16 protein-coding genes are annotated in these 13,333 nt (G+C 35.0%); 15 read left to right on the top strand and 1 reads right to left on the bottom strand.

Annotated elements, in window-relative coordinates; translation table 11 throughout:
* Positions 1-54: 54 nt before the first annotated feature.
* The 14 genes from AB5359_RS04660 to AB5359_RS04595 all read left to right on the top strand — a co-directional run bounded on the left by AB5359_RS04660 (position 55) and on the right by AB5359_RS04595 (position 11,876).
* Positions 55-576: a GNAT family N-acetyltransferase gene (locus AB5359_RS04660; RefSeq protein ID WP_020806820.1), complete on the top strand. Its 522-nt coding sequence runs from the start codon at positions 55-57 to the stop codon at positions 574-576.
* A 117-nt stretch (positions 577-693) separates the two neighbouring features.
* Positions 694-1,563, top strand: a complete 870-nt coding sequence (locus tag AB5359_RS04655; protein WP_048684903.1) for a phosphate ABC transporter substrate-binding protein — start codon at positions 694-696, stop codon at positions 1,561-1,563.
* A gap of 16 nt (positions 1,564-1,579) precedes the next feature.
* Positions 1,580-2,572 carry a phosphate ABC transporter permease subunit PstC gene (pstC, locus tag AB5359_RS04650; RefSeq protein WP_048684900.1) on the top strand — a complete coding sequence of 331 codons (993 nt, stop codon included), beginning with the start codon at positions 1,580-1,582 and terminating at the stop codon, positions 2,570-2,572.
* Complete coding sequence (gene pstA / locus AB5359_RS04645; protein WP_003647609.1) at positions 2,572-3,462, top strand: phosphate ABC transporter permease PstA; 891 nt, start codon at positions 2,572-2,574, stop codon at positions 3,460-3,462. Before pstC ends, pstA begins: the two co-directional genes overlap by 1 nt.
* A gap of 10 nt (positions 3,463-3,472) precedes the next feature.
* Entirely contained in the window at positions 3,473-4,273 is an 801-nt protein-coding gene (gene pstB, locus AB5359_RS04640; RefSeq protein ID WP_003647608.1) for a phosphate ABC transporter ATP-binding protein PstB, read from the top strand.
* Between the two features lie 10 nt (positions 4,274-4,283).
* A complete protein-coding gene (gene pstB / locus AB5359_RS04635; RefSeq protein WP_048684895.1) occupies positions 4,284-5,039 on the top strand; it encodes a phosphate ABC transporter ATP-binding protein PstB in 756 nt (251 codons plus the stop codon).
* A 17-nt stretch (positions 5,040-5,056) separates the two neighbouring features.
* Entirely contained in the window at positions 5,057-5,740 is a 684-nt protein-coding gene (gene phoU, locus AB5359_RS04630; RefSeq protein WP_048684893.1) for a phosphate signaling complex protein PhoU, read from the top strand.
* A 134-nt stretch (positions 5,741-5,874) separates the two neighbouring features.
* Positions 5,875-7,413, top strand: a complete 1,539-nt coding sequence (locus tag AB5359_RS04625) for a YfcC family protein (RefSeq protein ID WP_048684891.1) — start codon at positions 5,875-5,877, stop codon at positions 7,411-7,413.
* 80 nt (positions 7,414-7,493) lie between these two features.
* Positions 7,494-7,961: a DNA starvation/stationary phase protection protein gene (locus tag AB5359_RS04620; RefSeq protein WP_003649196.1), complete on the top strand. Its 468-nt coding sequence runs from the start codon at positions 7,494-7,496 to the stop codon at positions 7,959-7,961.
* A 101-nt stretch (positions 7,962-8,062) separates the two neighbouring features.
* Positions 8,063-8,425 carry a hypothetical protein gene (locus tag AB5359_RS04615; protein WP_231589391.1) on the top strand — a complete coding sequence of 121 codons (363 nt, stop codon included), beginning with the start codon at positions 8,063-8,065 and terminating at the stop codon, positions 8,423-8,425.
* Between the two features lie 58 nt (positions 8,426-8,483).
* Positions 8,484-9,407: a ribokinase gene (rbsK, locus tag AB5359_RS04610; protein WP_048684886.1), complete on the top strand. Its 924-nt coding sequence runs from the start codon at positions 8,484-8,486 to the stop codon at positions 9,405-9,407.
* 3 nt (positions 9,408-9,410) lie between these two features.
* Positions 9,411-10,109 (top strand): ribose-5-phosphate isomerase RpiA, encoded by a 699-nt coding sequence (rpiA, locus tag AB5359_RS04605; protein ID WP_048684881.1) that lies wholly within the window; start codon positions 9,411-9,413, stop codon positions 10,107-10,109.
* 115 nt (positions 10,110-10,224) lie between these two features.
* Positions 10,225-11,148 carry a nucleoside hydrolase gene (locus AB5359_RS04600; RefSeq protein WP_048684876.1) on the top strand — a complete coding sequence of 308 codons (924 nt, stop codon included), beginning with the start codon at positions 10,225-10,227 and terminating at the stop codon, positions 11,146-11,148.
* Positions 11,148-11,876, top strand: coding sequence for a GntR family transcriptional regulator (locus AB5359_RS04595; RefSeq protein WP_003647599.1), 729 nt, complete (start codon positions 11,148-11,150; stop codon positions 11,874-11,876). Before AB5359_RS04600 ends, AB5359_RS04595 begins: the two co-directional genes overlap by 1 nt.
* A gap of 66 nt (positions 11,877-11,942) precedes the next feature.
* Here AB5359_RS04595 and AB5359_RS04590 read toward each other — a convergent pair whose 3' ends face one another.
* A complete protein-coding gene (locus AB5359_RS04590) occupies positions 11,943-12,269 on the bottom strand; it encodes a bacteriocin immunity protein (protein WP_048684873.1) in 327 nt (108 codons plus the stop codon).
* A 264-nt stretch (positions 12,270-12,533) separates the two neighbouring features.
* Here AB5359_RS04590 and AB5359_RS04585 point away from each other — a divergent pair, with 264 nt between their 5' ends.
* The gene (locus AB5359_RS04585; protein WP_048684870.1) at positions 12,534-13,307 is read left to right on the top strand and encodes a DeoR/GlpR family DNA-binding transcription regulator; all 774 of its coding nucleotides are present in this window, start codon (positions 12,534-12,536) and stop codon (positions 13,305-13,307) included.
* The last annotated feature ends 26 nt before the right edge of the window (positions 13,308-13,333 follow it).

Raw genomic sequence — 13,333 nt, 5'->3', positions numbered from 1 at the left:
GTGCTTTTCTTTATAATGGTTTCTTGATAAAAAAGTTGGAAAGGGATGAGTTTAATGAAGATTAGACAAGCTACAATAAATGACTATGATCAAATCATGACAATTTTGAAGGATGGAGCAAACCAACTAGCAGAGCGCGGAGTTGATCAATGGCAAGGAGACTATCCTTCTCCAGATCAAATTAAAGATGATATTGAAAAAGGCTTTGCTTATCTTGCTGTTTCAGCTGATGGCGAAACTGTTGGAGCCATTTCAATTGTTGAAGCTCCAGATCATTCCTACGATAATTTAAAGGGTAAATGGCTTCGTAATACAGACAAGTATGTGGTAATACACCGTGTCGCAATTCATTCAAAGCATGCGGGCAATGGTTATGCTACTAAATTGTTGACTGAGGTAATTGATTATATCCGTGATAATCGTAAAGATATTGATAGTATTCGTATTGATACTCATGAAAATAATACTGCGATGCAGCATTTGATTGATAAAATGAACTTTACTAAAGTAGGAGAACTACATGGCGTTTATCGTCCCGATGAAATTTCATATGTTTATGAAAATGTCAGAGAATAGATAACTTTTTGGCTAGGTTGAAAAACCTAGCCTTTTGTTTAGTTTATGCGTTCTGTTGACAGAGGATATTATGATAAAATATTCTTGTTAAATACTGTAAATTACATGGAGAAATTGATGAGAACAAATTTTAAATTTAAAATAGCTGCTGTTTTAGGACTGCTAGCTATTTTAATCGGACTTACAGGCTGTGCTAACAATAATAGCAATAAGATTACTGTTGTTGGATCTAGTGCCATGCAGCTTTTGGCTGAGCAAGCTGGAAATGACTATCGTCTTTCTCATCCAGACAGTAATATTGTTGTTCAAGGTGGAGGTTCTGGGACTGGTCTTAGCCAAGTACAGGCTGGTGCTGTTGAAATCGGAACTTCTGATGTTTTTGCTGAAACACAAAAAGGAATTGACGCCAAAAAATTGCAAAATCATCTAGTTGCAGTTGTAGGTATTGTACCAATTGTTAATAAGAGCGCTGGCGTGAAAAATTTAACCAGACAGCAATTGAGTGATATTTTTACTGGTAAGATTACCAACTGGAAACAAGTTGGCGGAAAAAATCAAAATATCACTGTAATTAATCGTTCTAAAGGTAGCGGTACTCGAGGAACTTTTGAAGGCTTAATTCTGAATGGAAAAAAGCCAATTCAAGCGCAAGAACAAGATTCTAACGGTACTGTGCGTAAGATCGTCAGCTCTACGCCAGGGACGATTTCTTATATTTCTTTCCCATATGCTAATGATGAAAATATTCAAAAACTGAGTATTGACAAAATAAAGCCTACGAATAAAAATGTGGAAACAAATCGTTGGCATCTTTGGTCTTACGAGCATATGTATACTAACGGAAAGCCTAATAAAAATGTTCAAAAGTTTATTGATTATATGCTTGGTAGTAAAGTTCAAAATGACTTAGTGCCAAAGCTAGGCTACATTAGTATCAATAAGATGCAAGTTGAACGTGATAGTAATAATCATGTTGTTCAAAAATAAAGAATAGGACGTTTTGATGAATAACAAAGATCTAAAAAAAGTAGTTGAATCTGCTTTAGATAAGCAAAAGGTTCCTCATGTTAAATTAAAGAAGATTGGAGCTAGCAAGGTTGATGTTGCTAGTTTAACTGAACCCTCAAAAGAAACGCGACAAGAATATTGGGGTAAGGGGTTAACTTACTGTGCTATTATCTTAATTATTATTTTAGTTGCTTCAATTATTGGTTTTATTGGCTTCCATGGCTTAGAAACATTTACTAAAGACCACGTAAATGTATTTCAATTTTTGGCTTCTAGTGACTGGGATCCAGGTGAAGGAAAGAGCCATGTTGGTGCAGCTGCAATGATTGTAACTTCTTTTTCAGTAACTTTATTAGCAGCTTTAGTAGCAACACCATTTGCCATTGCAGTAGCCTTGTTTATGACTGAATATTCTTCTAAAAAAGGCGCGCGCTTTTTACAATCCGTAATTGAATTATTAGTTGGGATTCCATCTGTTGTTTACGGATTTTTGGGGTTAACAATTATTGTTCCATTTATTAGAAATATTTTTGGTGGCACAGGATTTGGTATTTTGTCTGCTACTTTGGTTTTATTTGTCATGGTCTTACCAACGATTACTTCTTTGACTGTTGACAGTTTAAAGGCTGTTCCTTCTGACTACCGAAAGGCTTCTTTGGCTTTGGGAGCAACTAAGTGGCAAACAATTTATAAGGTGATTTTGCGAGTTGCTTCTCCTAGAATTATGACTGCGGTAATTTTCGGAATGGCACGTGCTTTTGGGGAAGCATTAGCCGTACAAATGGTTATTGGTAATGCGGTTTTAATGCCAGCTAACTTAGTAAGTCCATCAGCTACTTTAACTAGTCAATTAACTAGTCAAATGGGAAATACCGTGATGGGAACTTTGCCTAATAATGCCCTTTGGTCCTTAGCCTTGTTATTATTAATTATGTCTTTAGTCTTTAACTTCTTAGTCCGCTTAATTGGAAAGAGAGGACAGAAATAATGAATGCAAAAACGCGTAATAAAATTGCTACGGCTGGTATTTATACCTTGGTGAGTATTGTCGTAATTATTCTTTTTGGAATTTTAGGCGATATTTTAGTTTCTGGTGTACCACATCTTTCATGGCATTTTTTATCTTCTGAAGCCTCTTCTTATCAAGCTGGTGGTGGAGTAAGAGATCAGCTTTTTAATTCTTTATATTTATTAGTCTTGACACTGATTATTTCTTTGCCAATTGCATTAGGGGCTGGGATTTATTTAGCAGAATATGCAAAGGATAATTGGTTTACAAACTTAATTAGAACAACCATTGAAATCCTGAGTTCTTTACCATCCATTGTTGTAGGTTTATTTGGTTACTTATTATTTGTAGTGCAATTTGGTTTTGGCTTTTCTATTATTTCTGGTGCATTAGCACTAACATTTTTTAATCTACCAACTTTGACTAGTAATATTGAACAAGCTATTGAAGGTGTTCCACAAGCCCAAAGAGATGCTGGACTTGCTTTAGGCTTATCGAACTGGAAGACAATTCGGGGGATTGTTTTACCTGCAGCTTTACCTGGAATTTTAACAGGTATTATTTTAAGTGCTGGTAGAATTTTTGGTGAAGCAGCAGCTTTAATTTATACTGCAGGTCAAAGTGGATCAACTATTGACTATAGTAATTGGAATCCGCTTAGTCCAACTAGTTTCTTAAATGTTATGCGCCCAGCAGAAACTTTAGCTGTTCATATTTGGAAAGTTAATACCGAAGGAATCATTCCTGATGCAACAATTGTTTCAGCTGCAACTTCTGCTTTATTAATCATTGTGGTTATTTTGTTTAACCTGGGTGCACGTGCCTTAGGTAACCATTTATACCGCAAGTTGACAGCTGCTAAGTCATAAGGAGAAATTTATGCAAAATGTAAATGAAGCACCTACTTTTATTCATCAATTCGATCAAGATGAACAAATTATTTCTACTAAGGACCTTAGTGTTTTTTACGGTGGGAGTATTCAAAAGCTTTTTGGAGCTAGTCTGCAATTTAAGAAAAAAACAATTACTGCCTTAATTGGTGGATCTGGATCAGGAAAGTCGACTTTTTTACGTTGCCTTAATAGAATGAATGATAAGGTTGCTCGAGTTGATGGTGAAATTTGGTATCACGGCTTAGATATTAATAAAAACAATATCAATGTTTACCAATTAAGAAAAAATATTGGCATGGTCTTTCAAAAGCCAAATCCATTTCCAAAATCAATTAGAGAAAATATTACGTATGCTCTAAAAGCAAATGGCGAAAAAGATAAGCAAAAGCTAGATCAAATTGTCGAAGAAAGTTTAAGAGCAGCTGCTTTGTGGGATGAGGTGAAGGATAAGCTCGATAAGAGTGCCTTAGCAATGTCGGGTGGACAACAGCAACGTTTATGTATTGCTCGAGCGCTTGCCTTGAAACCTGAAATTCTGCTTCTTGATGAACCAGCTAGTGCGCTTGATCCTGTTTCTACCTCTAAGCTTGAAGATACGCTCAAGCAATTGAGAACCGATTATACGATGATTATGGTTACTCACAATATGCAGCAAGCTAGTCGTATTAGTGACTATACAGCTTTCTTTCATTTAGGACATGTTCTAGAGTACGATAAAACAGAAAATATTTTCACTAATCCTAAGGGTGAAATTACGGAAGATTATATTCGCGGAAGTTTTGGATAAGGGGTTTACTGTGGAAAATATTATTACAAGTAAAGATGTTCATCTAAGTTATGGAAATGTTGAAGCCTTGCATGGGATTAGCTTGGATTTTGAAGAAAAAGAATTAACTGCTTTAATTGGACCTTCGGGATGTGGAAAGTCAACTTTCTTGCGCTGTTTAAATAGGATGAACGATGATATTCCCAACATTCATATTAGCGGTGATATTCAGTTCGAAGGACAAAACATTTATGGTTCTAAGATGGATCTGGTAGAATTGCGTAAGGAAGTTGGGATGGTTTTCCAGCAGCCGAGTCCTTTTCCATTTTCTGTTTATGACAATATTGCTTACGGATTAAAGATTGCTGGAATTAAGGATAAAGAGTTAATTGATCAGCGCGTTGAAGAAAGTCTTAAGCAGGCAGCAATTTGGAAAGAAACAAAAGATAATTTAGATCGCAATGCCCAAGCCTTTTCTGGTGGTCAGCAGCAAAGAATTTGTATTGCGCGTGCTTTAGCAGTTCGTCCGAAAGTAATTTTGCTTGATGAACCCACGAGTGCGCTTGATCCAATTTCAAGTAGTGAAATTGAGGAAACCTTACTTGAATTAAAGCATGAATATACTTTCATCATGGTAACGCATAACTTGCAGCAGGCCAGTCGAATCAGCGATTATACTGCTTTCTTAATGAGTGGGGACTTAATTGAATATGGTAAAACAGCTGATATGTTCATGAATCCTAAGAAACAGATTACAAGTGATTATCTGAATGGACGTTTTGGTTAATAAGGAGAAGTTTTAAGATGCATGAAGTTTTTTTAGATGAATTACGTAAATTAAATACCCGCTTTATGGGGATGGGGATTGATGTTAGTGAGTCAATTGAGGAAGCTACGCAAGCCTTTGTTGATCATGATAAAAAATTAGCTCAAAGCCTAGTAAAAGATGATCAAAAAGTTTCTCGGGCTGCTACTAAAGTTGAGAAGAGAACCTTGAAGTTAATGGCTCTTCAGCAACCGGTTGCTAGTGACTTTAGAAATGTAATTAGTATCTTAAAGGCAACGGGAGATTTAGAACGAATTGGCGAAAATGCACTTTCAATTGCTTGGGAGACAATAAGAGTAAAGGGTAATCCACGTATTCCAGAAGTTGAAACAATTATTAAGTCAATGTCTAAGAAAGTAAACTTCATGCTTGATCAAGTTTTAAAAGCTTATGTTCAAGGCGATGAAAAATTAGCTCGTGAAGTTGCTAAAAAGGATGACGAAGTAGATGAAGATTATGTGAAGGCGCGTAAGTTGATTATTGCTGGGATTAAACAAGATCCAGAAGCTGCAGTTGCTTCTTCAAGTTACTTTATGGTAATTCGTTTACTAGAACGTATTGGTGACCACGTAGTTAATTTAGCACAGTGGGTTGTTTATAAGATGTCAGGTGAATTAGTTGATTTAAATACTAAAGATACTGATGAAATGACTGAACTATAATTGAAAATATTTAAATTAGAAGACTGCAATTTTGCAGTCTTTTTTGTACAGATAAATGTAAGAGCGTGCAAATTTTCATAAAGAAATCTATAATGAAACTATAAATTAAACTGTAAATGTGATCGGGGGAAGTTATGAGTAATACAGTTCAAAAAAAGAAAAAGCATCAATTTCCAACAGCGTATACGGTTATTATTATCGTTCTGCTATTGGTGCAGATTTTAACGTTTTTTATTCCATCGGGTAATTATGCAACGCTTGAGTATGATCAACCTAATAAGGAATTTGTGATTACTAAGCCAAATGGTAGTAAACATAAAGAGGCAGCAACTCAAAAAACTTTAGATAAGTATAAAGTTAAGATTGACGTGAAGAAGTTTACTAATGGTACCATTTATAAGCCTGTGGCAATTCCTGATTCTTATGAAAAGATCGATCAGAAAAAGCCAGGACTAGGTGGAGCAATTTATCAATTTTTATCTTCACAAGTAAATGGAATTGCGCAAAGTATTGATATTATTGCCTTTGTTTTAATTCTTGGTGGATGTATTGGTGTTGTTCACGCAAATGGTGCAATTGATGCCGGTATGCAGGCACTTTCTAAAAAGATTAAAGGTAAGCAAGTATTATTGATTGTTTTGGTAATGGGCTTGATTGCCATTGGTGGTACAACTTTTGGCTTAGCTGAAGAAACCATGGCCTTTTATCCAATTTTAATTCCAGTATTCTTACTGGCAGGATTTGACCGTATGACGGTTGTCGCGACGATCTTCTTAGGAACCAGCATTGGTACGATGGCGTCAACTATTAACCCATTTTCAACTGTAATTGCTTCTAATACTGCTGGTGTTAACTTTACAGAGGCATTGCCGTTAAGAATTTGCATGTGGGCAACTTGTGTTATTGTGGGGATGATTTATGTTATTGCATATGCTAAAAAGGTACAAAAGAACCCTAAGGCTTCATATGTTTATAATGATTTCGTTAAGGAAGATCAAGAATATCTGAATCAAGACCAAACAATACAAGAGCATGAATTTACTTGGCGCCAAAAATTAACATTACTTGTTTTCGCAATTGCATTTATTGTAATGATTTGGGGCGTTCAGCAAAAGGGCTGGTACTTCACTGAAATTGCAGTTGTCTTCTTAGCAACTGGATATATTTTTGCCTTTATTTCAGGCTTAAGTGAGCACAAGTTTGTTGAAAGCTTCGTAAATGGTGCAGGCGACTTATTAGGTGTAGCTTTGACAATTGGATTAGCGCGTGCCGTTTCAATTGTGATGGAAGAAAGTCATACTAGCGATACCATTATGAACTTCTTTAGCCAACAAGTTTCTGGTATGCCACCATTAGTGTTCATTTGGTTTATGTTCTTGGTCTACATTGTTTTAGGATTCTTTATTCAATCATCTTCAGGTTTAGCCGTTCTTTCAATGCCAATTATGGCACCATTAGCTAACGTAGTTGGTATTGACCGAGCAAGTATTATTGATGCTTATAACTGGGGACAAGGCTTTATCAGCTTGGTAGCTCCAACTGGTTTGATCTTAATGAGCTTAATGATGGTGAATATCGGCTTTAATAAGTGGTTTAAGTTTTGCTGGAAATTATTAGTAATTGAATTTGGTATTTGTTTAGCATTTTTAGCAATTGGCTTAGTTGTTTACTGATAAGGCAGATAAATAGCTTTTATTAATTTTTATAGTTATGATTTAAATATAAATATTGTTTTATTCAAGGAGGCATTTTTATGGCTTATCCAAAAACTAAAAAAATTATGAATGAAATCGTTGCTGATTTAACTCAAGCGCATATGGTTGTTCATCAACATCATTGGTATATGCTCGGAAGAGGATTTTTGAAATTACACCCATATTTAGATGATGTAATGGATGAATTAGCTGAACAACAAGATGGAGTTGCAGAAAGATTAATTGAGATTAACGGTAGTCCAATTTCAACTTATGAAGAAGTATTAGAAGAAACTAACGTTCCAGATCAAGTTGGCAGCTGGGACTTATCCATGGAAGAAAGATTTCAATTAATTGTTAATGCATATAAGCAATTACGAGATGATTATGAACGTGGTATTAAGATTAGTGAAGATGAAGGCGACAATTCCACTAATGACTTATTAATTGCTTATCATACCGCCGTTGAAAAGAGAATCTGGATGATGTCAGCTGAACTTGGTAAGAGACCTGGCGAAGGTGAATAGATTTTAAAGAATAAAAAAGGAGCGAATGAATTTTTGCTCCTTTTTATCGTTTATTGTATGATTTAGAAAAATTATAAGTTAAATATATTCTTTTAAGTGAAATGAAAAATTTAGGTATAACAATGGATCTATTTAACAACCAACAAGCTCGAGATGCTGCAATTAAAGCCATGCATGAATATCATTTAGCCTATAAAGCAGGGCAAAGTATTGATACAACAGAAGTTAAACAATCACTGAAAAAGTTATCTCAATCAGATAGAACTTTTATGTTTATTATAGGAAATACAAGCAATCCATTAGTTGCAATTCCGTCGATCAATTATGATATAAAGAAAAACACTTTAAATAAATTAATTATGGCCTACTTTTATTTCAAAAAAGAAACCGAAAACAAAATGGACAGGCAAATATTAGTGGTGCAGGCAGATAACTTTTATAAATCAGTTGCCTTAAATAAATAATAAATGCTCCTTTTTGCTATAATTAAAAGAAAAAGATCGTGCATGAAAGGAAAAATTGATGAATAAAGTTACAATTGTTGGATCAATTAACGTTGACAACATTATGCATATCAAGAAACTTCCTCAACCAGGAGAAACAATAGCAATGTCTGAATTTTCAAAGGCAGCTGGTGGAAAGGGCGCAAATCAAGCAGTTGCAAGTAGTCGTGCCAAGAATGAAACAATATTTGTTGGCCGTGTTGGAGATGATGACAATGGCCGCTTTATGCTTGAACAATTTAAGGATAATGGAGTTAATGTTGATCATGTAACAGTAACGCCTAATGAACAAACTGGTCAAGCTTATATCTTGCTTCAAGAATCTGGTCAAAATTCGATTATTATTCAACATGGTGCCAACTTTGATGTAACTGCTGAAGATGTTAGAAATGCCAAGGATCAAATTGAAGATAGCGATTTTGTGATTGCACAATTTGAAACTCCACTTGAAGCAACTATTGAAGCCTTCAAGATTGCTAGAGCTGCAGGTAAAACTACTATTTTAAATCCTGCTCCTGCTCGTACTGACATTCCTAAAGAATTATTAGAGTTGACCGATTTAATTACTCCTAATGAAACTGAAGCTGAAAGTATTACCGGGATTAAGGTTGATAGTGAAGAATCAATGAAGAAAAGCAGTGAAGTCTTTCATCAGATGGGGATTAAAGGCGTAATTATCACTATTGGTGAACGTGGTTCTTATGTTTCTTATGAAGATATTGAAGAGATTATTCCAGCCTTTAAAGTCAAGGCCGTAGATACAACCGCCGCAGGTGACACTTTCTTAGGTGCTCTATCTAGTGAGTTAAGACCTGATTTAAGCAACTTAAAAGATAGTGTAGTTTATGCGTCTAAATCTTCGTCATTTACTGTACAAAAACTAGGTGCATTTCCATCCATTCCGACTAGAGATGTAGTTGAGCAAGCTTTAAAGGAGAATTAAATAATGGATAAGAGTGAACAAGATCAATTAAAAAAGGAAGCAGCCACTAAAGCTGCTATGATGGTAGAACCTGATTCTGTTTTAGGTGTTGGAACTGGGTCAACAGTTGCTTTCTTTATTGATGCATTAGGTGAACGCAAAGAAAAAGAGGGTTTTAGTCTTAAGCATATTGTTACTACTTCTAATCGTAGTAAAAAGCAACTTGAGGGTTTAGGCTTTAAAGTTGATAAGTTAGCAGATATTGACCAGGCAGATTTGACTGTAGATGGAGCAGATCGTGTTGATGATAATCTAGATGGAATCAAGGGTGGCGGTGGCGCTTTAACTTTAGAAAAGAATGTCGCTATTAACTCAAAGAAGATCATTTGGATTGTTGATGAATCTAAACTCGTTCACCGCCTAAGTGGTTTTCCGCTTCCAGTTGAGGTTCTACCAGTTTCAGCTGAACAAAACTTTAAACGTTTTGAAGTAGAAGGCTTAAAGCCGCAATGGCGTCTAGATAATAGCGGCAAGCGTTATGTAACGCATTATGGAAATTACATTATTGACTTAGCTGCTGATCCAACTCCTGTACCACATGGCTTAGCAGATTACTTAGATCGCACAGTTGGTGTTGTTGAACATGGATTGTTCTTAGATATGTGCGATGAAGTTATTATTGCTCATAGCGATGGTACGATTGAAGATAAGAAAAGAAAATAGATAGTTTTAAAGAAAATAATCTAACTTTTAAAGACTTGACTAGTTCAAGTCTTTTTTTGTAACAAATCTTAGTTCATAATAAATATGATACGTAAATTTAGAAAGAAGGACCTTTATGTCAAAAAAGCCCTTAATTATTAGTACAGATCCAGGAATTGATGATGTAGCTGCAATGACGATTAGTCTCTTTGCAGCTGATCTTGATGTTAAGATGATTGTTCCTACTTGGGGAAATGTATCCTTAGAACACACGCTTCAAAATACTCTTGATTTAGAAAATTTTTTACATACTAAGGTACCAGTAGTTAAAGGTGCTAATCAACCACTAGTACGTCCAGCAATTAGTGCTGCTTCAGTTCATGGCGAAACAGGAATTGCAGGTTTTGAATTTGAAAAAGCAAATAATGATTTATTAATGTCAGGTCTTGCTGCTACTAAAATGTATGAAGCAATTAAAAGTAGTCCTGAAAAGGTAACTCTTTTAGGAATCGGCCCATTAACTGATTTTGCACTTTTATTTAAGCAGTATCCTGATGTAGTAGACAGTATTGCTAAAGTTTACATTATGGGCGGAAATATTGGTCATGGAAATCACAGTCCATTTGCGGAATATAATATTGCTGGAGATCCAGAAGCTGCTCAAATTGTCTTTCATTCTGGATTACCAGTCTATGTTGCTCCACTTGAAATTGGCGACAAGGCGCATTTGACACAAGATCAAATGGATAAGATTAAGGAATGCGGCGAAGTTGGAAAGATGCTATATTCGATGTTTTCACATATTCATGAGCCAGATGGTGATCTTAGAATTAAGATTTATGATCCAACTGCTGTAGGTATAATGCTTCATCCTGAATTCTTCACCTTGAAGCCTGCGAATGTTGAAATTGAATTAGCTGGACGTTATACTTATGGCGCTAGCGTGATGGACTTTTTAAGCAAAGAACATAACGCACAAATCGCAACCGACGTCGATACAGAGAGGTTTGCAACTTGGTTCGTTCAAAGTATCCAAGCTGCCAATAACGGGAGAAAATAATGACTGATTTAGTCTATCGCTCAGTAATGCGCGATATTAAACAAAAAATACTTAATAATGAATATGAAGATATGCGCTTACCAGATGAGCGGAGTTTAAGTGATTATTACCATGTAAGTCGTTCATCAATGAAGCGAGCTTTGGGATTACTTGCACAGCAAGGAATAGTCTTTAAAAAAAGGGGTAGTGGAACTTTTATTAATCCTCTTTACTTAAAGAATCAAGCTCTCTTTAAATATGAGGGATCAAATTTAGGTATTACGGATTCTTTTAGTGTTCCTGGTAAAAAGCAAAGTATTGAGCTATTAGACTATCAAGTAATTAAAGCTGATGAAGATTTAAGGCAAGATCTCTTTTTAAAAGAATCAGACTTTGTTTATCAAATTAAGCGATTACGTTTATTAGATGATCAACCATTTTTGATTGAAACCGGCTTTATTCCAATTAAGATTACGCCAGAATTAAATCCAGATATTTTAAAAGGATCTCTGTTTAATTATTTAGAAGATACGCAAAACAAAACTGTAACACGGTCATTCTTAACAATTACTGTTGAACCTTCAACATTAGAAGATCAATCCAAGTTGATGCTTGCGCCTAATGAACCAGTGGGAGTAATGGAAGGTATTTTCTTTTTAGATGATGGAACGCCATTTGAAGTTTCGAATATGCGAATTCACTATAAATATATGAAGTACAATACCTTTGTTAACTTAAGTCAAGAATAAAAAAATAAGGCATCGTTTTTCTCGGGGGATGAGAGAAACGATGTCTTTTTTGATTGAAGGGATAGTTTAATCAAATTGCAAACTATCGTTAATTGGTGCCAGATATACATAGTTTAAGTTAGTATTTTTGCATTGTTCACTTAGAGAATTAATTAAAGCATCTTGTTCCTTAGTGATTGGAATTTGTTTTAGCGCTATTTGAGATTGCAAAAACATAACTAACTTATTACTCCAAGCAGTTGCGTCATCATGATTTTCGGCTTTGGCTATAACTTTTAAAATTGTCTGTTCAAGAGGAATATATGCCTTAATTTGAACTTTGCTGAAGCTAGCATATAAATCCTTCAGTGTTTTAACAATTTCATTTTGTTTAGTAATAGTAGTTTCTAACATGATAAAGACCTCACTATCTTAAATAACTAATTTATTTCTGGGGCCACTTAAATACTAGCATCTGCAATGTATGAAAAGGTGTTTTTACGCCCATATTGCAGCTTTTGTTAAGTGTTTGTCTTGATTTAAATAACATCATGCTGAAATTTATCAGTGAATCTTTTCTTAAATACTGATAAATGCTTAGAATAAAGCTGAAAATACAGAGAAACACGCAAATATGATAAGGCTTTCTGATAAGATTAGACTTGTGAGGTGAGAGAGATGCAATCGCAAGTTGAAAGATTAGATTTAATTAGACGTACATTAGATGAAAGAAAAACAATTAGTACGCGTGAAATTATGCAATTATGCCAGGTTTCCTTTGATACGGCTAGAAGAGATGTAATTAAGTTAACCAATACTGGTCAAGCAATTCGAATTCATGGTGGATTGATGAAAATCAAGCAAGGAACAGTGCCTGACTATAATTCTAGAGCACATGTTTTATCACCTATTAAGAATAAGATGGCTAAAATGACAGCAAAATATTTGACGGCTGATAAGTTAATATATTTGAATGCGTCAACTACGATTTCGCAGCTTTGCCATTATTTAACAGGTTTGAATGCCACAATTATGACAAATTCAATTGATAATGCAGGAGCCTTAATGATGGATAATTTGCCTAATGTGATTTTACTAGGTGGCTATTTGAATAAGGAAAACCACTATACATCTTCTTTAAATAGTTTGAAAGAAATTGATCAGTATGAGTTTGACGTTGCTGTGATTGGAACGTCATCGGTTAATAAGAATGGTGTATTTGTAGTTAATCATCCTGATGCCCAGATTGAAAGAGAAGTAGTTAATCGGACAAAGACAGTTATTTTGCTAGCAGAAGAGTATAAATTTAAAGAAGATCGATCATCCCCGTACAAGGTAATGGACTGTAAGCAGGCAGATATTTTAATTACGGATAATCGATTAGCTCCTCAGTATCGGAAATATTTCAAAAAGAATATCAAGATTCGCGAGGTATTAGCAGAAGAAAGTTAAAATTAGATTTACAAAATTGGACCGTC

The organism is Lactobacillus sp. RTP31084st1_F9_RTP31084_210423, assembly GCF_040919545.1.
Taxonomy (GTDB): Bacteria; Bacillota; Bacilli; order Lactobacillales; family Lactobacillaceae; genus Lactobacillus; species Lactobacillus paragasseri.
This window is presented reverse-complemented; position numbering and strand designations above follow the sequence as displayed.